Origin of the sequence: Bacillus cereus group sp. MYBK14-1, assembly GCF_051916885.1 — a bacterium.
Taxonomy (GTDB): Bacteria; Bacillota; Bacilli; order Bacillales; family Bacillaceae_G; genus Bacillus_A; species Bacillus_A cereus.
Genome location: NZ_JBQAHM010000006.1, coordinates 108,725 through 129,715, shown reverse-complemented (window position 1 = coordinate 129,715; position 20,991 = coordinate 108,725). Strand labels below are relative to the sequence as shown.

Here is a 20,991-nt window from a genome sequence, read left to right as displayed (position 1 = left end):
TACTGAAAAATATCTTTTACTATTCTCTTTTTTATGTAGCAAGAGAACTCATCACAAATAGAGAGAAGTGAGGAGGGCATATTACATAAAAATTTTACAATGTAAGAAAGCGAATACATGGAGGGAAATGCGGTAGTAATAGATACAGGTGCGCGAGGTGTTAGTCTATTCGTTAAATGTTTTTATAAAGATAATAGGATTTTTCATTAAACGAATATATAGGATGGTTTGTCTAAAAAAAGGACAGGGGACACAGATTATGTCAAAGAAGAAAAAGAGTAGGGTATTAGTAGCAGGTATATGTATATCTACATTATTATCACCAGTAGCTTTCGAAGCATCAAAAGGATATGCGGCGCCTTTGGAAGAGAATAAAGGTGGGAAATTAGAAGAGAATAAATTTGAGCAGAGAGTATTTCAGTTGCAGGGGAAAGGTAGCGTAGAAGAAGAAAATAATCGTTTAAGAGTTACTTGGAAACTTTCCGCTAATGAACCGACTGGAATTTATGCAGAGCCAAATGAAGAGATTACAATTGACATAAAAGGAACGCAGTCTATCCAAGCTTTTATTGGAACGAGATCTTATGATGAAAAGGACCCAGAGGAGTTTGATTTAAAACCAGGAAAAAATGTTATTTCATCTTCAAGAGGCGGTATTTTATATTTTTATAATATGAATAACGAAGGAGAAGTAACAGCTTCCGTTACAAATGGTGGTAGTCACTTTCCTTTATTTATTTTAGGTAAGCATACGAAAAAAGATTGGGATGAAATGTTAAAAAAATATAAGGATCCTTATGCAGTTGAATTAAAAGGTGAGAGAAGCTTAATTACTACTACTTACGATTCTGTGCAGAAATATATGAAGAATACGGATCCAACAGATTTAATGAAATTGCATGATAAGATTATCCGTTTAGAAAACGCAGTGGCAGGATTATCTGAGGACAGTGTTGGGGTTGCAAAATCTCCAACTCATTATGTTCAGTTTGTTGAAAAACGGAAGCCTGCTAAAGGGGACTTTATGTTTGCGAAACATTATCATACAGGATATATTCCAACTGCAATGAATAGAGTTTTAGATATAGAGGTACTTGAGAAGGATGGATGGGGACCGTGGCATGAAGTTGGTCATTTACATCAGCAAGAACCGTGGAAGTGGTCTAAAGTAAGGGAAGTAACAGTAAATATTTACTCATTAGCTGTTCAAAAGGCGTTAGGGAATCAATTAGAAATGGATGAGCACTATAAAAACTCATTTGAGTATTTAGAGAAGCCTAAAGCAGAAAGATTCATTGATGACATTAATCCTCTTACAATGTTTTGGCAATTAAATGTAGTGTATGGAGAACATTTTTATCCTTGGTTACATCAAGCTTATCGTTTGTTACCTCAGAGTGAAATGCCTCATTCTGATGAAGAGAAAAAGCAGCTATTTATTTATATGACATCAAAAGTGGCAGGGCAAAATTTAATTCCTTTCTTTGAGGAGTGGGGATTAACACCAAATGATGATATTAGAGAGAAAATAGAAAAATCAAAGTTACCTAAATTAGAAAAGGAAATCTGGAAAGCTACAGATAGTAATGATATTCGTGAGAAGCAAGTTGAACTGTATAAGGTTCCGTATGGTGAACCTGCTAATGAAGTACAAAATCTTTTAGTTGGTACAGATTCTGACGAGAATGAAGCAAGTAAGCTTGTTCGAAATTTAGGTGAGAATGTAAAAGTAACAGGAAAGATTGTATGGCCTAAATTAGAGAATGGGAAACAGGAAGTGTTAGTAGAAATTGGGGATGAGAAAGGAAATAAAAATTCAATTCCTGTCCAAGTTAACGGATTTTATGATGACAGTATAGTTTTTCAAGGACTTTCAGATGATGTAATGTCGACAGTGACACTTCACCACAATAAGAAGAAATTAAATGTAAACTTTACTAATAATGAAATACATTACCGTTTTGAAAAAGAAGAATATATGGGCTTAACGCTATATGATCGAAATGGGATTGAAAAGAAACGTGTATCAGCAGAAGGACAAGAAACGGGAAAAAGATTTGCGATGGAACTAAATGAATTGGATTTTGAATATGGTGATGTAATAAAAGTATTCCACGCAGAACCAAGCCGTTTGAAGTGGTTTAAAAATAACGAACTTGTAGATCAAGGAAAAGTTAAAAATAAAAAAGAGAAATTATTCCAAATAACTGAGCAAGGGTTCGAATTAAAAGATAGTTTACAAGAAGTGACGGCGAAACTGCAAAAAGTAGTAGTCGGAATGGATGTAGACAAACTAGATCCGAAAGAATTCGTACAAGTAAAAGATGGAGAAGTGGTTGGTTTTGTAGAAAAACCAAATACATCAAAAATTGGAGAACAAAAAGTAAAAATAGAGACGAAGGATGCTTTTGGAAATAAGAAGATAACAGAAGTGCCGCTTGAAGTAATTTATGGAGATAGTTTAGTATTTCATGCTAATGATAATGCAATACGTTCGGTTGTAACATTGCAACATGATAAAAAGGAACTGCACGCAACGTTTACAGGTAATCCTGTTCATTATCGTTATGTAAATGAAGAGTATATGGGGATTACGCTATATGATCAAAATGGGAACACAAAAAAGCGTGTAACAGCGGAAGGACAAGAAACTTCAAAGAAATTTGCGGAGCAAGTGAGTGGAATGCAGTTTGAATATGGTGATGTAGTAAAAGTATTCCATGCAGAACCGGACCGCTTGAAATGGTATCAAAATAATAGCCTTGCTGGCCAAGGTAAGGCGAAAGTAGAAAAAGAATTATTCTTCAAGGTAACTGAAAAAGGCTTTGAAAGAATGGAAACTTTACAAGAGGTAAAGGCAGTACCACAGAAGGTAGTAATCGGAACAGATGTAGAGAAAATAAATGCAAAAAACTTTGTTGAAGTAAAAGATGGAGAAGTAGTTGGATTTGTAGAAAAACCAAATACAACAAAAATCGGTGAACAAAAAGTAAAAGTAGAAACGAAAGATCGATTTGGAAATAAGAAAGTGACAGAAGTTCCTCTAACAGTAACATATGGAGATAGCCTACTTGTATATGGGCTGAGCTATAGAGATGGTGACTTGAAATCAATTGTAACTTTGCATCATGATACGAAAAAACTGAGTGCGACAGATACAAAGAACCTAATTCATGATTACTTTAAAGATGAAAAGTATTTTGAATTCACATTGTACGATAAAGAAGGAAGAGTGAAGAAAAATATAGCAGTAAAAGGTTTAGAGAATACGCAAGAATTTGCTAAGGAAGTAAATGGAATTGCATTTGAGTATGGAGATGTAGTGAAAGTATATCATGCGGAATCTTCTCGTTTACATTGGTATCAAAAAGATGTATATGTGGGCGAAGGAAAAAGTAAAGAGATAAAGGAATTAGTCTTCAAAATAACTGAAAATGGATTTGAAAGATTAGACGGTGAGCAAACAGTAAAAGCAAATCCGCAGCAAGTAGTAATCGGAACAAATAGCGAAACGCTAGACGCGAAGAACTTTGTTGAAGTACAGGGTGGAGAAGTAGTAGGGTTTGTAGGGGAAATAGATACGACAAAAATTGGTCAGCAAAAAGTGAAAGTAGAAACGAAAGATCGATTTGGAAATAAGAAGGTGACGGAAGTTCCTGTAGAAGTGACATATGGGGATAGTCTAGTCTATCAAGGTGTGTCCGATGTTACACGTTCAATTGTTACGTTAAACCACGCTGAAAAGAAATTACATGCAACATTTACAAATGAGGAGATTCATTATCGCTTTGTAAATGAGCAGTATATAGGCCTTACGATTTATGATCAAAATGGAAATAAGAAAAAGCATGTAACGGCAGAAGGACAAGAGACTTCAAAGAATTTTGCTGGGCAAGTAAATGGAACGGCATTTGAGTATGGAGATGTGCTGAAAGTATACCATGCGGAACCGAGTCGTTTGAATTGGTACAAAAAGAATGAGTTAGTTAAAAAAGAGGATGCGATGAAGGGGCAAGAAATATCCTTTAAGATTACTCAAAATGGATTAGAGCAAGTGCAATAATAAGAAAAATCTCGTAAAACATAATGTTTTACGAGATTTTTTTATTATTCAGCTTCAGAAACTACTGTGAAGCGTTCGTTTACATGTTTTGGATTTTCGATTTCATCAAGTGCTGCAACTGCGAAGTCTTCGTAACTTACGTAGCTATCACCTTTTGCGTTCACAAGAAGGTTGTCTTTACCAGATTTATAAGAACCAGTACGTTTTCCTAATGCGAATAGTGCAGAAGGGCTGATGAATGTCCAAGTGATATCATTTGTTTGTTGTAAGATTTCTAAGTTTTTACCTTGGTTTTGAGCTGTTGCAAGGTATTCTTCCGGGAAACCTGGTGTCTCAAATACACGTGTTGTTTTCTCTTCGTCTACAAATAAGCTTCCAGCGCCACCAACTACAAGTAATTTTGTGTTAGGTGCACCTTTCATCGCTTCAATTAGTACGTTTCCTGCATCTACGTGAAGGTGTTCTTGTCCTGCTGGAGCACCGAATGCATTTACAACTACATCGAATGCTTGCAAGTCGTTAGATGTAAGAGAAAATACGTCTTTTTCTAAAACTTTTACGTTTTCTTCTGTAATTTTTGCAGCGTTTCTTACGATTGCAGTTACTTCATGTCCGCGATCCAATGCTTCTTTTAAAATACGACTTCCTGCTTTACCAGTTGCTCCGATAATTCCGATTTTCATAATAAATCCCTCCAAAGTGTTTTGTTAAAGTGTATATCTGAAAGTAAATGAATTTGTTGTAATCAGGTTTGTTACAACCTGTTGTAATCATTATAGTTACAGGTTGGTATTTTTGTCAATAGGGTTGTTTGTGAATTTATTTTTTGTTTTAGTATGCACAGTTAGAGGGAGGGTAGTCAGTCATAAGGACATTGTTACTGTGAACCTGGCTAATATTTGGAAATTGCAAATTGTCGAAAAATGTTGATTTTTGAATGTTTTTTAAATATAATTCGTTTTATGGAGAAAAGGAGGGGTTAATTGTATGAATATTTTAGAGCAATTTATTTCATCAACAAATACAATTCTTTGGTCATATATTCTTATTGCAATGTTAATTGGTTTAGGTCTTTATTTTTCTATTAAATTGAAATTCGTACAAATTACTCATTTAGGGGAAATGGTTCGACTAATGAGTGATGGATTAACTGGAAAGACGCGTAAAAAAGGTAGTGTATCTTCTTTCCAAGCGTTTTGTATGAGTTCAGCAGCTCGTATTGGTATCGGTAACTTAGCTGGTGTAGCATTAGCTATATCTATGGGAGGACCTGGAGCTGTATTTTGGATGTGGGTTATTGCGATTATCGGGGCTTCTTCAAGTTTCGTAGAAAGTACGCTTGCCCAAATTTATAAAGTAAAAGATGGCAGTGGCTTCCGTGGTGGTCCTGCTTATTATATGGAAAAAGGTTTAAATAAACGTTGGATGGGAATTTGGTTTTCTATCCTTATTACAGTTAGTTACGGTTTAATTTTTAACTCAGTACAAGCGAATACAGTAACATTAGCGTTTGAAAATGCATTTGGTTTAGAACGTTATATTGTTGGTATTGTATTAGCTGCATTAGTTGCGGTTATTATTTTTGGTGGTGTAAAAAGTATTGCACGTATGTCGGAAATGATTGTTCCGCCAATGGCGCTTGTTTATATTGCGGTAGCTATTTTTGTTGTCATTAAAAACTTCTATTTAATACCAGATGTGTTTACGGAAATCTTTAAAGGTGCATTCGGTTTAGATTCAGCTGTAGGTGGCGGTATCGGTGCTGCGATGAAATATGGTATTCAGCGCGGATTATTTGCGAACGAAGCAGGTATGGGTAGTGCGCCGAACGCGGCAGCAACAGCTGATGTAACGCATCCAGCAAAACAAGGTTTTATTCAAACGATCGGCGTTTTAGTAGATACATTCTTAGTATGTACATCAACAGCATTTATCGTACTATGTTCTGGTGCATATAAAGTAACAAATTTAGAAGGTATTGAATTAACGCAAAATGCATTAAGCTCACAAATCGGCCCATGGGCAAGTAGCTTCTTAGCGATTATTATTTTCTTATTTGCATTTAGTTCTCTTTTAGGAAACTACTATTATGGTGAAACAAATATTGAATTTATTAAGCAAAGCAAAACGTGGTTAACAATTTACCGTATTGCGGTAGTTGGAATGGTATTATTCGGTTCTGTTGCGACGCTTCAAGTTGTATGGAATATGGCAGACTTATTTATGGGTCTAATGGTAATCACGAACTTAATTGCGATTACACTTCTTGGCCGATTTGCGTACGCGGCATTAACAGACTATGTAAGACAAAAGAAACAAGGGAAAGATCCAGTCTTCAGTGCAGATTCTATTCCTGGTTTAACGAATACAGAGTGCTGGGATAAGCCAGTGGTAACAGATAAAGAAAAAGCAGTGTAATTGAAAAGGCGAGCATCGAGGTAAATTCGATGCTCGCCTTTTTTGTTGTAGTAAATGATGAAAAGGGTGAGGGGTAATTATTAATATAACTTTTTTGTTTGTTTCTCTCGTTATTTGTGGGGAACGTACTGTTTTAAAAGTATGGCTGGTCGAATAGGATAAGTTATTAAGTATTGGATAAATGCATGTAATGGCTATATTTTCATGTAAAAAAACTCATATGTTAAAAGAGTTAACGCACTCATGTTATAAAACCTAACATAAAGTTCTTGATTACTAAAAGTTTTTAGAATATAATTTTCTTATTGTTAGGAAGAGGGGGGCAATGCAATTATGGATTTTTTAGCTAAGGTAATTGGGGATATAAATAATATCCTTTGGTCATATATCATTATTGCGATGTTAATTGGGTTAGGGCTCTATTTTTCATTTCGTGTGAAATTTGTCCAAGTTCGTTACTTCGGTGAAATGATTCGTTTGCTTGGGGATGGGGCAAGCTCGAAAACGAGGAAAGCGCAAAAAGAGAAGAGCGGCGTATCATCATTTCAAGCGTTTTGTATGAGTACAGCTTCTCGTGTAGGTACTGGTAACTTAGCTGGTGTAGCTATTGCGATCTCAGCAGGTGGTCCAGGAGCAGTATTTTGGATGTGGTTAATCGCGGTAATTGGGGGTGCTTCTGCATTTGTAGAGAGCACATTAGCGCAAATTTATAAAGTAAAAGATGGGAATGCATTCCGTGGGGGCCCAGCGTATTATATGGAAAAGGGTTTAAAGAAACGCTGGTTAGGTGTTGTGTTCTCTGTTCTAATAACAGTAAGTTTCGGATTGATTTTTAACGCTGTACAGTCTAATACTGTAGCGGCTGCCTTTGATGGGGCGTTCAAAACAGATAGTAGATTAGTAGGTCTTGTTATGGCTGGTTTACTTGCAGTTATTATTTTCGGTGGAGTAAAACGAATTGCTCGCGCGGTTGAAATGATTGTTCCAGTAATGGCAATTATTTATGTAGCAGTGGCATTATTCGTTGTTGTAACAAACATTACGGCAATTCCATATGTATTTAAAGAAATTTTCTTACATGCTTTCGGAATTAAAGAAGTAGTAGGCGGAGGATTAGGAGCTGCGATTTTATTAGGGGTAAAACGTGGGTTATTCTCAAATGAAGCAGGTATGGGTAGTGCGCCGAACGCAGCAGCGACTGCAAACGTAACGCACCCAGTTAAACAAGGTTTCATTCAAACTTTAGGGGTATTTACTGATACATTATTAATTTGTAGTTGTACAGCATTTATTATTCTTTTATCAGATGTGCATAATGCAGCTGATTTAAACGGAATTCAATTAACGCAGCAGGCGTTAAGTCAACATATCGGTCCATGGGCTTCTATATTTGTAGCAGTTGCAATCTTCTTGTTTGCATTCAGTTCATTAGTAGGTAACTACTACTATGGTGAAACAAATATTGAATTCTTAAATGGAAGTAAAGTGCTATTAAATGCATACCGTATTGCTGTACTTGGTATGGTTATGCTAGGATCTGTAGCGACAATTCAAATCGTTTGGGATTTAGCAGATTTATTCATGGGTATTATGGCTGTTATTAACTTAGTAGCAATTGTATTCCTTTCAAAGTACGCTTTCGCAGCGTTATCAGATTATATTAAGCAAAAGAAACAAGGGAAAGATCCAGTCTTTTATGCGGAGTCTATTCCAGGTTTGAACAATACAGAGTGTTGGGATGAGTCAGCGGTAGCTGATAAAGAAAAAGCGGTATAATGAAAAGGGCATCAAGTGAAATTTGATGCTCTTTTTTTGTTTTATTCAACTATTTGCAGATAGTAAAAGACGAACATTCATAGACGTTTTATAATAAAATGTAATTTTTTAAAGAAAAGTGCGGATATGATTTGTGATTTGTGTTAGAATGGAAAATGCCTTTGAAATAAGAGGTTTTATGATCTTTCCTATCCGATTGAAGATTTTGGAGGAAAAATGGAAAGTTCGGATTATTTCTTGTTTTGAATGGTCAGACGTTCAACGTTAATGAAGAGTTAAATGGAGGATTTTATTAATGAAGTTTGTTATGTTCCTTGTAGGATTACTCGTTGTATTTGTACTCGGTTTTCTTATAAGTGCCGATCGAAAGAAGATTAAGTATAAACCAATCGCAATTATGCTTATTATTCAGCTAGCATTATCTTATTTCTTATTAAATACGCAAGTTGGTTATATTTTAGTAAAAGGAATTTCAGATGGATTTGGCGCACTTCTTGGATATGCGGAAGCTGGAATCGTTTTCGTATTTGGTGGTCTTGTTAATAAAGGAGAGGTTTCATTCTTCTTAACAGCGTTATTACCAATCGTATTCTTTGCGGTTTTAATCGGAATTCTGCAACACTTTAAAATTTTACCGATATTTATTCGTGCTATTGGTACGTTGTTAAGTAAAGTAAATGGTCTAGGAAAACTAGAATCATATAACGCAGTAGCAGCTGCCATTGTTGGACAAGCAGAAGTATTTATTACAGTAAAAGATCAATTAAGTAAAATCCCAAAACATCGTTTATATACATTATGTGCATCTTCTATGTCGACAGTGTCGATGTCAATCGTTGGTTCTTATATGAAAATGATCGAACCGAAATATGTAGTAACAGCACTTGTATTAAATTTATTTAGTGGTTTCATTATCATTCATATTATTAACCCGTACGATATTACAGAAGAAGAAGATACACTGAAATTAGAAAATAAGAAAAAACAATCATTCTTTGAAATGCTGAGCGAGTACATTATGCTTGGTTTCACGATTGCGATTACAGTAGCAGCTATGTTACTCGGTTTCGTAGCATTAATTACAGCAATCAATAGCTTGTTTGATACAATGTTCGGTATTACATTCCAAGCTATTTTAGGATATATTTTCTCACCATTAGCATTCGTAATGGGCATCCCGCAAGCAGAAATGGTAACAGCGGGACAGATTATGGCAACAAAATTAGTATCAAACGAGTTTGTTGCGATGCTTGATCTTGGAAAAGTAGCTGGTGATTTATCGGCTCGTACAGTTGGTATTCTTTCTGTATTCCTTGTATCATTTGCGAACTTCTCATCTATCGGAATTATTGCAGGTGCAACAAAAGGTATCGATGAAAATCAATCAAATGTTGTATCATCATTCGGTCTACGCCTTGTGTACGGTGCGACATTAGTAAGTATTCTATCAGCGATTATCGTTGGTGTTATGTTATAAAAAAAGGATGGCTCTAGCTCATAGCTAGGGCTATTTTTTTATGGTAAATTTACATGAAAAAACCAATTAATTAGGAATATATTAACATATAAAAATCTTTTAAAATTTATATTGCATTTCGTCTAGATAACGCTTACAATTTGATTTGTAGGTGGTATCAATTTCAGACTTTCAAGTATGGTAGGAGAGAAGAAGCTACCTTTTATAAATTGCAATTTATGTAAACGCTTACTGATTTTAGATGACAGTTGAATAGTTTTAGGGGTTTTAAATTTTTTTAACAACAATGGTCAGACGTCATTCGTTATACGTTATACGACCAATAACTTGTGGGAGAAGTGGAGGATTCACATATGAAGTTCGTAATGTTTCTAGTCGGTTTACTTGTAGTGTTTGTACTAGGTTTCCTTATTAGTTCAGATCGTAAGAAAATTAAATATAAACCAATTGCACTTATGCTTGTCATTCAATTGGTACTTGCGTATTTCTTACTAAATACAAAGGTCGGATTTGTATTAGTAAAAGGGATCGCAGATGGATTTGGCGCTATTTTAAAATTTGCGGAAGCTGGGGTTAATTTCGTATTTGGTGGTCTAGCAAACGATGGACAAGCACCATTCTTCTTAACAGTATTATTACCGATTATTTTCTTAGCAGTATTAATCGGGATCCTGCAACATATTAAAGTTTTACCGATTATCATTCGTGCAGTCGGTTTCCTATTAAGTAAAGTTAACGGTTTAGGAAAACTAGAATCATATAATGCGGTAGCAGCTGCAATCGTTGGTCAAGGGGAAGTATTCATTACAGTAAAAGATCAACTAAGCAAATTACCGAAAAATCGCTTATACACACTTTGTGCATCTTCAATGTCTACAGTATCGATGTCAATCGTCGGTTCTTATATGAAAATGATTGATCCAAAATATGTAGTAACAGCACTTGTATTAAACTTATTCAGTGGATTCATTATCGTTCATATCATTAATCCATATGAAGTAAAAGAAGAAGACGATATTTTAGAATTACAAGAAGACAAGAAACAAACATTCTTTGAAATGTTAGGCGAATATATTATGCTTGGTTTCTCAATCGCTGTAACAGTAGCGGCGATGTTAATCGGTTTCGTGGCATTAATTACAGCAATTAATGGTGTATTCGATTCAATTTTCGGAATCACATTCCAAAGCATTTTAGGATATATCTTCTCACCATTAGCATTCGTAATGGGTATTCCAACATCAGAGATGTTACAAGCAGGACAAATTATGGCAACAAAATTAGTAACGAACGAATTCGTTGCAATGCTTGATCTTGGTAAAGTAGCTGGTGATTTATCAGCTCGTACAGTAGGTATTTTATCTATCTTCCTTGTATCATTTGCGAACTTCTCATCTATCGGAATTATCGCAGGTGCAACGAAGAGTATCGATGGCAAACAAGCAAACGTTGTATCATCATTCGGTTTAAAACTTGTATACGGTGCAACGTTAGTAAGTATATTATCAGCGATTATCGTTGGGGTTATGCTTTAATAAATTAAGAAAAGCAATGAGCGTAGGCTCATTGCTTTTTTTGTTTAACTTGCTTTATCCAAGTCTCTTTTAAAACGTGGTTTCTCTAAATAAGTTCCCAGTCTCCACACAAATTCCACTGGCCCCATTCGGTATTTCTGGAGCCAATAGGTGCTAACGAATAATTGAATCGTATAAATTCCGATGGTTAAAAGAATACCGAAGAAATAGCCGATTTTCCCGTATAAGCCAAATCCATATGCGTAAAAAATGGTTGTTGCGATAATAGATTGCGCTAAGTAATTACTAACGGACATTTTCCCCATGTTCGCCATGTATGTTAGTAGACGGGTTGCTTTTTTGTAATGGAATAATAAAATGATTGTGCTTCCGTAAAAGAAGGTCATAGTTACTGGTGTAAGGCCATCTTGTAACATAATTAAAACCGGGTGTTTTATGAACATAGCTAAGATTTTAATTGTAAAAGAGAAGAGACCGGTGGCAAACCATATTTTTTTGACAGCAGGTATATGTTTACTGACCTCAAATAGCCAGCCTTTTTTCCCTACATACATTCCGAGTAGGAACAGTGGAGACATAAAAATTATTGCGAAAACTGATATGAAAAATAATCCGAATGCACCGTCAATTCCCATGTAATCAAAAGGATTTTCAGTCAATCTAAAGTTGACGTGATCCATATAGCTTCCAGTTTGATGGACTTTATGTTCTTTTTCAGTATAAGGTGCGAAATCATTTATATTTGTAGATGGATCAGTTTGATAAGACATAAGTGTAATAAGTGCGAGTAGAATAATCGCCCAAATAAGCAAAGTTTTCGGTTTTCGATTGATGAATATCATTAAAAAAATCCCTATTATTCCGTATGCAAATAAAATATCTCCCTCCCAAACAAAAGTGCCGTGAATGTAGCCGAGTAGTAAAAGAATGATAATACGTCTTATGTATGTGGGGAAGAATTTTTTTCCTTTTGTGATAATACTTTTTTGTAACAAAATAATGCTAAGCCCAAATAGAAAAGAAAATAGGGATATAAAGTTATGTGTGCCGAAAAATTGAATAAACCAATTAGCACCTTTATCAAGATCGCCAAATAGATAAGTTGGTTTTTCACTGGTGAAGAACCCAAATTGAATTAATGTCATATTGACTAGTAAAATGCCAAACAAAGCAAAACCACGAATTGCATCAACAGCTTCTACACGTTGATTCATTTTTCCTCTCCTCGTATATTCGTTTTTATATTGAAAATAATACCATTTTATATCTGGCACTATGTCAAATATGAGGAAATTTAAGGTGATTTTAAGATAGAGAGCAAACAAAAAAATCACCTTAATACATGTATTAAGGTGATTGAAATATTACTCAGCTGGAGGCGTAAATGTACGTTTCTCTAATTCAGCATCTAGCATAAACAGTGCGTTTGAATCGCTTGTAATACGTTTTAATTTTTGAATGATGCTATCGAATGAAGCTTCTTCTTCAACTTGTTCGTCAACGAACCATTTTAAGAATGTAATTGTTGCATGTTCACGCTCGTCCCAAGCGATATCAGATAAGTTGTAAATACGTTTCGTTACTTCACGCTCGTGCTCAAGTGCGACTTCAAAAGCGTTTAATACAGATTCGTATTCGTTATTCGGATTATCAAATCCAGTAATAATAGCGCGCTCTCCGCGGTCATTAATATAGTTGTAAAGCTTCATTGCGTGGAAACGTTCTTCTTCAGCTTGTACAAGGAAAAAGTTAGCAAATCCATCATAGCTCTCAGCTGTACAGTAAGCAGCCATTGCCATATAAGCATGGGCAGAGTAAAATTCAAAGTTCATTTGTTCATTTAATGCGTCGTGCAATTTTTTTGATAACATAAAATCCCCCTTAGTATTGTGACAAGAATATTATACCATAATTGATAATATTCTCATTTAGATACTTCGAACCTTTTTGAAAGCTTTGCGACGTGTGCGTCCATAATGTCTTGTAAGTCTAAATCATATTTTTGCGAAAGAATAATAAGGTTAGATAGTACATCGCCAAGTTCTTCTTTTAGTTCTTGTTTTAGCTCTTCTTCTGTTTTCGCATCTTCATCAGGGCGATCGCGGCCAATTTCAATAGCACGAACGACTCGTGAAACTTCCCCAACTTCCTCGGTTAAGAAATTTAAGCGAATAAAGGCATTATACTGTGACCAGCTTCGTTTTTCGTAAAATTCCTCAACCCATCTTTGAAATGCAACGATATCCATTTCTTCCTCATCTCCTCAATATGTTGTACAATGTCAATTGTATCATAACAATATATAGTTTCGGGGTGTAGGAATGAGAAAGATTTGTGTGTTTGCAGGTTCTAATTTAGGGGAGAGACCAGAATTCAAAGAGCAGGCAATTCAGTTAGGTAAAATGTTTGTTGAGAACGAGTATGAGCTTGTATACGGTGGTTCATGCGTTGGATTAATGGGAGAAGTAGCAAACGAAGTTCTTCGTTTAGGTGGACGTGTAACAGGTGTTATGCCGCGCGGTCTATTCCGAGGAGAAATTGTGCATACAGGATTAACAGAATTAATTGAAGTAGAGACGATGCATGAACGTAAAGCGAAAATGGCAGAGCTTGCAGATGCTTTTATTGCGCTTCCAGGCGGATACGGAACGTTTGAAGAACTATTTGAAGTTGTATGTTGGTCGCAAATTGGTATACATAATAAGCCAGTTGGTTTATTAAACATAAAAGATTTTTACGGACCAATTTTGCAAATGGTTGAACGTGCAGCAGAAGAAGGATTTATGAATCCATCAAATAAAGAATTGATCGTTTCAGCTGAGACAGCAGATAAACTAATTCATGCAATCCAAAATTATGAGCGTCCTGTTTTGGGAACGAAGTGGAAGCAACTATCATAGCAAATACGGAAACACATGTCGTTTTAATTTAAGATGGCATGTGTTTTTAATTTGGTTAAATATGTTAATGTTTAGATGTAATGTTTTGGGGAAAGGAGAGATAGATGGAGGAGTTCGTATATTTACGTCCGGTTTTTAAAAGTATTTTAGCAGCGTCTATTCTTGTTATGCTAATTGTTTTGAGACAGAAGAAAGAGTTGATTAATGAATTTTCGCTTTGGTTTATCTCGGTATTGTGTATCGGTGTTTCAGCGATAACGTTGTTTATGTCCGGATTTATCGTTGATGAGTATAATCTAGGTGGAGATCCACAATCGTTTTGTATGTTTATTGCGATTGGTTGTATTAGTGGTCTGAATTTCATTATTTATTACAGAAGGCAATAAAAGAGGCATTCCATATTACTTTGGAATGCCTTTATCATTTTGATTGCTTTGTTTTTTATACAGGTACCAGCCACCCCAGCCGCCACCAATTGCTACGACAACGAGGAAAGCATAGTCCTTAACCTCGATACGTATATTGAAAATATTAGCTATAAGTAAGAGAATCCCAACTGTTATTAACGCAAAAAATGCTCTAATTAAGTAGTCTTTCAACTGAACCACTCCCGTCATTTAAGTAGTAAATGATGAATTTGGAAAAGCTAAAGGGTGTTTCCTATATTTTAACATAGATGAGATTGTAATATATTGATAAAAGTAGGGGAGAGGGGCGCTGATATTGTCGTGATTTGTCGGCAAATTGATATACTTTGTCAAATCGTTGATATATTGCGGGTAATGATCGATATAATGAAAAAATCGTTGATATATTGCGAGTTATGATCGATATATTTGAAAAATCGTTGATATAATTTCGTGTACCGTTAAGTGCGACCATTACATAAAAAAGCGACTCTAAACGAGCCGCTTCCGCTTTTAAATGATATCCAGCTCCAGCGGCTAGAACAGTCGGTTGTTTCACTCCTTCATTCGAGGCAAAAAGCGCCTCGTAATCAGGAGTTCCAACACCCTCCTGTTCTGAACGAGCCGCTTCCGCTTTAAAGTCTATTATTGATTCAAGAACGCACGTAGCATCCAAGCGTGTTTTTCTAGTTCTGTGTAGATGCCTAGTAGTAGGTCAGATGTCATTTCATCGTCAGAGTCTTGAGCGATTTCCATGCCTTTTTTCAGTTCGACTAGCATCATTTCGTAGTCTTTCATGATTGCTTCGACCATCCCTTCTGCAGTTTCTCCGTATGCTGCTTCTTGAATAGAAGATAGTTCTAAGTATTCTTTCATTGTTGCTACTGGTTTGCCGCCAATTGCTAAAATACGTTCTGCAATTTCATCGATGTGAGTAGCTGATTCTGTGTAAAGTTCTTCGAATTTCTCGTGTAATGTGAAGAATTGAGGTCCTTTTACGTACCAATGGAAGTTGTGAAGTTTTGTGAATAAAACGCTCCAGTCTGCTACTTGTTTGTTTAATACTTCGATTACTTGTTTGTTCATTATGATCAATCTCCTTTTGAGTTGTTATGTGATATCAATTACTAATTTATAATCATTATAATCTAGTAATCTCTATAAATCAACCCTTTTGCTGGAATTAATTTGAACAAATTATGAACTGTTGTAAATAAAAGGCCCTATTACGGTGAAGTAATAGGGCCTTTGTTTGAGATATGGCTCTTGTTCTAAACGAGCCGCTTGTGCTTTTAGTGATATCCAGCTCCGGTGACTAGACCAGTCGGTCATTTCGCTCTCTCGCTCGAAGCAAAAAGCGCTTCAAGGTCGAGAGCTTGAAGTGTCCTGCGATTCTGAACGAGCCGCTTCCGCTTTAAATGATATCCAGCTCCAGCGGCTAGAACAGTCGGTTGTTTCAATCCTTCATTCGAGGCAAAAAGCGCCTCGTAATCAGGAGTTCCAACACCCTCCTGTTCTGAACGAGCCACTTCCGCTTTTATTTGTTAAACGGCCTTTTGTTTTTCTTCTACATCCTGCCCATCCCAGCACTCTGTATTTTTTAAGCCAGGGATAGAGTTTGCAACGAAGACAGGATCTTTTCCTTGTTTCTTTTGCTTCAAATAGTCTACTAATGCAGCGTAAGCAAATTTGCTAAGGAATGAGATGGCAATTAAGTTTGTGAATACCATTAGTCCCATGAATAAATCAGCTAAACTCCAAACTGTTTTAAGAGCAGCGATTGATCCGAAGAATACCATTCCGACAACTGCAACACGATAAATCATTAACCATGTTTTACTTTCTTTAATGAATGCGATATTTGTTTCACCATAATAGTAGTTTCCTAGAAGTGAACTGAAAGCGAATAGGAAAATAATAATCGCTAAGAAAGTGCTTGCCCACGGTCCAATTTGTGAACTTAATGCGTTTTGTGTTAATTCGATACCTTCTAAATTTGATCCTTTGTAAAGTCCAGAACATAATACGATAAATGCTGTTGATGTACATACTAAGAATGTATCTACGAAAACGCCTAATGCTTGAACAAGCCCTTGTTTTACAGGGTGAGATACATCAGATGTTGCGGCTGCATTAGGAGAGCTACCCATTCCTGCTTCCGTAGCGAATAAACCGCGCTGAATTCCGAACTTGATTGCTGCTCCAATACCACCAGCGATGGCTTGGTCTAAACCGAATGCACCGTTAAAGATTTCCATGAAAATGCTTGGTAACATACTGAAGTTGTTAATAACGACAAAAATAGCCACGCCGATATAAACGATTGCCATTGGCGGAACAATCATTTCTGTAATACGTGAAATGCTCTTAATGCCACCAAAAATAATAACTGCAACTAATAAGGCTAATAGAGCTCCTACGATTGTTCGCTCTAGTCCAAAAGCATTTTCAAACGCTATTGTTACTGTATTTGCTTGCACTGAATTGAAAATTAATCCGTACGCAACTGTAATAAGAAGTGAAAACCAGACGCCCATCCAGCGTTTGTTTAACCCTTTTTCCATGTAATATGCTGGTCCACCACGGAACCTACTTCCATCTTTTACTTTATAAATTTGCGCAAGTGTACATTCTACAAAACTAGTAGCTGCTCCGATAATTGCGATAAACCACATCCAAAATATTGCGCCAGGTCCACCCATTGAAATTGCTAATGCTACACCAGCTAAGTTTCCGATACCGATACGTGCTGCTGCACTTAAGCAAAATGCTTGGAATGGTGAGATGCTATCTTTCTTTTTTTCTTTTCGATTAAACCCTTTACTAATTAAGCTGACCATCTCACTGAAATGAGTAATTTGGACAAATTTTAATTTAAAAGAGAAGTAAAGACCGAAGCCGATTAGCATTGCAATAAGAATATATGACCATAAAATATTATTCGTTACCTCAAGGAATCTGCTAAAGATATCAACCATATAATACACTTCCTTTTTTTCGTAATAAGAAAATTATATGCAAAAAATATACGAGAATCAATTTTTCTAAAAAATTATGTTACTTAAATCATTTTTGTGTTATGATTATGTTACATCGTAATATTTTTAGAATTATTTACATTTTAAAAAACTAAATTTAAAGCGAGAAGGTGGGGATAATTTGAAAGAAAATTCTTTATGGAAAGTAAGCCTTGAGAGTTTGAAAATGAGAAGTAATATATTTTTTATCATTACATCTTTAAGTATCTTTTTAGGGTCCACTTATTATTACAATAAAAGATTTCCAAATCACAAATATCCTGAGTGGTTAGAATTTCTAAAGTTGATTGGATGAATAAAAGACAGAAAAACAGAAAATTAAAATAAATAAGTTATGGAGGAGCTAAAAATGAATATTAGAGAAAGTGAACTTCCAGGTATTGGTTATAAGTTTCAAATCGTTACGAAAGGTAACGAAAAGATGGTAATTGTCATTCATGATGATGGTCGTAGAGAAATGTATCATTTTGATTCAGATCATGAAGAAAGCATCTCAAGTATTTCGCTACGTGACTCAGAGGCGAGACAAATCGCTGCAATATTAGGTGGAATGGTATATAAGCCTAGGGCGTTAGAAAATGTTGAGATGGTTTTTGAAGGTTTAGCGATTGAGTGGTTCAAAGTGGAGAATACAGCTCCAGCAATCGGAAAAACAATTGGCGATCTTGAAATAAGAAAAACATATAGCGTAACAATAATCGCGGTTATGAAGAAGAACATGAAGAAGTTATTTAATCCAGGACCAGAAACAGTAATTGAAGAAGGAGATATGCTTGTAGTTTCAGGTGAGAGAGAAGAAATTAAAAAAATCATTAATGAATTACTTTCAAATAGGGGGGACTGATTAGATGGATACGTTAATTTTTGAAGTTGGTACAGCTTTAGTTTTAGTGGCAATTGCAGCAGTAATTGCTGGAAAATTTAAATTCTCAGTAATTCCTTTTCTAATCGTTCTTGGAATGTTAGTAGGACCGCATGCACCGACAATAGGTGTTATCGATCTCAAATTTATTGAAAGTGCAAGTGTAATTTCCTTCCTTGGACGGATTGGGGTTCTATTCCTTCTATTCTATCTAGGATTAGAATTTTCAATGAAAAAACTAATTAAATCTGGACGCTCTATTGCGATTGGCGGAACGATTTATATTTTAATTAACTTTTCACTTGGTTTGTTATACGGATTTATAATGGGATTCCCATTACTAGAAATCTTAATTATTGCGGGTATTATTACGATTTCTTCTAGCGCTATCGTTGCTAAAGTGTTAGTGGACTTAAGAAGAACTGGTAATAATGAAACCGAATTAATTTTAGGAATTATTATGTTTGAAGATATATTCCTTGCTGTATATTTATCAGTTGTTTCTGGTTTAGTACTTGGAGATCACGCTTCCTTCTTAGGTGCCCTTACTTCAATTGGAATTGCTTTAGGATATATGCTTCTATTCTTTATAGTAGCTAGAAAGGCTACGCCGTTATTAAATAAATTGCTCAATATTAGCTCAGATGAAATCTTTATTATTGTAGTATTTGCTTCATTATTCTTCATTGCTGGTTTTTCAGAAACAATTCACGTTGCAGAAGCAATTGGAGCACTTCTTCTAGGATTAGTTTTCTCTGAGACAGAGCATAGTGACCGAATTGAACATCTTGTTGTTCCATTTAGAGACTTTTTCGGAGCTATTTTCTTCTTCAGCTTCGGGTTAAGTATTGATCCGTTCTCATTAGGCGGAGCGATATGGTTAACGTTAGGTGCTGTCCTTCTTACGATAATCGGTAACTTTGTAGCAGGAATGATTGCAGGAAGACAAGCTGGATTATCTCATAAAGCATCAACAAATATCGGATTAACAATCGTTTCAAGAGGAGAGTTCTCCATCATTATGGCTAATATCGGTATCGCCGGTGGTTTAATGTCAGTACTGAAACCATTCTCAGCACTATACGTGCTTATACTATCCATTTTAGGCCCACTTTTGACAAAAGAGTCGAAGAATGTATATAAATTCTTAAATAAAATCTTTAAGTGGGATACGAAGACTAACTAAACTAAATTTTAAAAAATAAAAGTACAAGATATTTCCTGCTTGTACTTTCATTTTTGTAATGAAAACAGTAAAGAGAGGTACATGATGTTAGGAGAGTTGATCCATTCGGTTTTAGTTTTTTTAGAAGGACTTGGTTATTGGGGAATTATGCTTGGATTAATGCTAGAGGTTATTCCAAGTGAAATCGTATTGTCTTATGCAGGTTATTTAGTATCAACAGGAAGCATTACATTTTGGGGCGCTGTCGCGTTCGGTACAATTGGTGGTGTAATTGCACAACTATTCATTTATTGGATTGGTCGATATGGAGGAAGACCTGTTCTTGAGCGATATGGAAAATATATTTTAATTCAGAAGAAACATATTGATTATGCTGAAGATTGGTTTAATCGTTATGGAACTGGCGTTATCTTTACCGCACGTTTTATTCCGGTTGTGCGTCATGCTATTTCGATACCAGCGGGTATTGCGAAAATGTCACATGCTAAGTTTATTACGCTAACTACATTAGCTGTTATTCCGTGGTCAATTGTGTTTGTATATTTAGGTTTTAAATTAGGAACAGAGTGGGAAAGTATTAATAAAGTTGCGGGGCCATATGTGAAATACTTTGCACTTGCTGCTATTGTTTGTGCAATTGGTTATTTTGTATTAAAAAAAATGATGAAAAAAAAGTGATTACAGAAAAGGAATCTATGTCGACGTAGATTCCTTTTTTATTGGCATTTTTTCAAGGATGAAAGAATACGTTTAATATTTACCATATTGTGGCATACATATAGAAAAAGGGTGCTTGGAAAGGGGAATAAAGAGAAATGGAACTCCAGTTTCAAAATGTATATCAACAGGTAGAGAATTGGTATGTGTTGGATTCGGAGCTTCCTTGGGATGTCAAAAAGTTGAGAGAGGATTTGTTTTCTCTTATTGGAGTATGTAAAACGCCCGTTATTTTTTGTGATACGTGTGATGCAAATGATGTGCTTCTATCATTAGGGGAAGAGGAAGAAGAGTTCCTATTCCCAGTAGGTGGTTTTTATCATAAAGAAAAGCAGTTAATTTTCGTTTGTATGTGGGAAGAGTATGATCAAGTTCTCAAAACGCTACTGCATGAATTCCGCCATGCGATGCAGCATAAGAGAGATATATTGTATGTGGGAAGTGAACGGTACGAAGAGCGGTGGATTGAAAAAGATGCGAGGAAGTTCGCGGAGAGGAAATTAGATGAATATAAGAGTAGAAAGTTAATGTAAAGCATAGTGGAGAAATAGCGCTGTGCTTTTTTTACTTATTAAAAATAAGTATTTGACTTTTATTAAGTTTAGTTCTAAA

At 35.5% G+C, this 20,991-nt stretch carries 18 protein-coding genes; 11 read left to right on the top strand and 7 right to left on the bottom strand.

Annotated features, from left to right (window positions below):
* Positions 1 to 259: 259 nt before the first annotated feature.
* Entirely contained in the window at positions 260 to 4,063 is a 3,804-nt protein-coding gene (locus ACTFR3_RS17415; RefSeq protein ID WP_440044624.1) for a putative mucin/carbohydrate-binding domain-containing protein, read from the top strand.
* Between the two features lie 44 nt (positions 4,064 to 4,107).
* Here ACTFR3_RS17415 and ACTFR3_RS17410 read toward each other — a convergent pair whose 3' ends face one another.
* Positions 4,108 to 4,746 (bottom strand): NAD(P)-dependent oxidoreductase, encoded by a 639-nt coding sequence (locus tag ACTFR3_RS17410; RefSeq protein WP_146718503.1) that lies wholly within the window; start codon positions 4,744 to 4,746, stop codon positions 4,108 to 4,110.
* A gap of 304 nt (positions 4,747 to 5,050) precedes the next feature.
* Here ACTFR3_RS17410 and ACTFR3_RS17405 point away from each other — a divergent pair, with 304 nt between their 5' ends.
* The 4 genes from ACTFR3_RS17405 to ACTFR3_RS17390 all read left to right on the top strand — a co-directional run bounded on the left by ACTFR3_RS17405 (position 5,051) and on the right by ACTFR3_RS17390 (position 11,269).
* Positions 5,051 to 6,481 carry an alanine/glycine:cation symporter family protein gene (locus ACTFR3_RS17405; RefSeq protein ID WP_440044623.1) on the top strand — a complete coding sequence of 477 codons (1,431 nt, stop codon included), beginning with the start codon at positions 5,051 to 5,053 and terminating at the stop codon, positions 6,479 to 6,481.
* 333 nt (positions 6,482 to 6,814) lie between these two features.
* Complete coding sequence (locus ACTFR3_RS17400) at positions 6,815 to 8,257, top strand: alanine/glycine:cation symporter family protein (protein ID WP_000346371.1); 1,443 nt, start codon at positions 6,815 to 6,817, stop codon at positions 8,255 to 8,257.
* A gap of 295 nt (positions 8,258 to 8,552) precedes the next feature.
* Positions 8,553 to 9,734 carry a NupC/NupG family nucleoside CNT transporter gene (locus ACTFR3_RS17395; protein WP_000673841.1) on the top strand — a complete coding sequence of 394 codons (1,182 nt, stop codon included), beginning with the start codon at positions 8,553 to 8,555 and terminating at the stop codon, positions 9,732 to 9,734.
* A 353-nt stretch (positions 9,735 to 10,087) separates the two neighbouring features.
* Positions 10,088 to 11,269 (top strand): NupC/NupG family nucleoside CNT transporter, encoded by a 1,182-nt coding sequence (locus ACTFR3_RS17390; protein WP_000673874.1) that lies wholly within the window; start codon positions 10,088 to 10,090, stop codon positions 11,267 to 11,269.
* 44 nt (positions 11,270 to 11,313) lie between these two features.
* Here the strand turns inward: ACTFR3_RS17390 and ACTFR3_RS17385 are convergent, their stop codons facing one another.
* The 3 genes from ACTFR3_RS17385 to ACTFR3_RS17375 form a co-directional block, all read right to left on the bottom strand.
* Positions 11,314 to 12,483, bottom strand: a complete 1,170-nt coding sequence (locus ACTFR3_RS17385) for a DUF418 domain-containing protein (RefSeq protein WP_440044622.1) — start codon at positions 12,481 to 12,483, stop codon at positions 11,314 to 11,316.
* Between the two features lie 150 nt (positions 12,484 to 12,633).
* Entirely contained in the window at positions 12,634 to 13,140 is a 507-nt protein-coding gene (locus tag ACTFR3_RS17380) for a ferritin (protein WP_000949403.1), read from the bottom strand.
* Positions 13,141 to 13,193: 53 nt separating this feature from the next.
* On the bottom strand, positions 13,194 to 13,517 hold the full coding sequence (locus tag ACTFR3_RS17375) for a MazG nucleotide pyrophosphohydrolase domain-containing protein (RefSeq protein WP_000355744.1): 324 nt from the start codon (positions 13,515 to 13,517) through the stop codon (positions 13,194 to 13,196).
* A gap of 88 nt (positions 13,518 to 13,605) precedes the next feature.
* Here ACTFR3_RS17375 and ACTFR3_RS17370 point away from each other — a divergent pair, with 88 nt between their 5' ends.
* Positions 13,606 to 14,169 carry a TIGR00730 family Rossman fold protein gene (locus ACTFR3_RS17370; protein WP_002180113.1) on the top strand — a complete coding sequence of 188 codons (564 nt, stop codon included), beginning with the start codon at positions 13,606 to 13,608 and terminating at the stop codon, positions 14,167 to 14,169.
* A 104-nt stretch (positions 14,170 to 14,273) separates the two neighbouring features.
* Entirely contained in the window at positions 14,274 to 14,555 is a 282-nt protein-coding gene (locus tag ACTFR3_RS17365; protein WP_000390910.1) for a hypothetical protein, read from the top strand.
* 15 nt (positions 14,556 to 14,570) lie between these two features.
* Here ACTFR3_RS17365 and ACTFR3_RS17360 read toward each other — a convergent pair whose 3' ends face one another.
* From ACTFR3_RS17360 to ACTFR3_RS17350, 3 genes are all read right to left on the bottom strand, one after another.
* Positions 14,571 to 14,768, bottom strand: coding sequence for a hypothetical protein (locus tag ACTFR3_RS17360; RefSeq protein WP_063225591.1), 198 nt, complete (start codon positions 14,766 to 14,768; stop codon positions 14,571 to 14,573).
* A gap of 453 nt (positions 14,769 to 15,221) precedes the next feature.
* On the bottom strand, positions 15,222 to 15,662 hold the full coding sequence (locus ACTFR3_RS17355) for a Dps family protein (protein WP_001041895.1): 441 nt from the start codon (positions 15,660 to 15,662) through the stop codon (positions 15,222 to 15,224).
* A gap of 458 nt (positions 15,663 to 16,120) precedes the next feature.
* On the bottom strand, positions 16,121 to 17,554 hold the full coding sequence (locus ACTFR3_RS17350; protein WP_000227591.1) for an alanine/glycine:cation symporter family protein: 1,434 nt from the start codon (positions 17,552 to 17,554) through the stop codon (positions 16,121 to 16,123).
* A gap of 409 nt (positions 17,555 to 17,963) precedes the next feature.
* Between ACTFR3_RS17350 and ACTFR3_RS17345 the strand changes: the two genes are divergently transcribed.
* The 4 genes from ACTFR3_RS17345 to ACTFR3_RS17330 all read left to right on the top strand — a co-directional run bounded on the left by ACTFR3_RS17345 (position 17,964) and on the right by ACTFR3_RS17330 (position 20,912).
* Entirely contained in the window at positions 17,964 to 18,458 is a 495-nt protein-coding gene (locus ACTFR3_RS17345; RefSeq protein WP_001026075.1) for a cation:proton antiporter regulatory subunit, read from the top strand.
* Between the two features lie 4 nt (positions 18,459 to 18,462).
* Entirely contained in the window at positions 18,463 to 19,662 is a 1,200-nt protein-coding gene (locus tag ACTFR3_RS17340) for a cation:proton antiporter (RefSeq protein ID WP_000380223.1), read from the top strand.
* A gap of 84 nt (positions 19,663 to 19,746) precedes the next feature.
* A complete protein-coding gene (locus ACTFR3_RS17335) occupies positions 19,747 to 20,340 on the top strand; it encodes a DedA family protein (protein WP_000900214.1) in 594 nt (197 codons plus the stop codon).
* A gap of 137 nt (positions 20,341 to 20,477) precedes the next feature.
* A complete protein-coding gene (locus ACTFR3_RS17330) occupies positions 20,478 to 20,912 on the top strand; it encodes a DUF3920 family protein (RefSeq protein ID WP_000422806.1) in 435 nt (144 codons plus the stop codon).
* Positions 20,913 to 20,991: the final 79 nt, after the last annotated feature.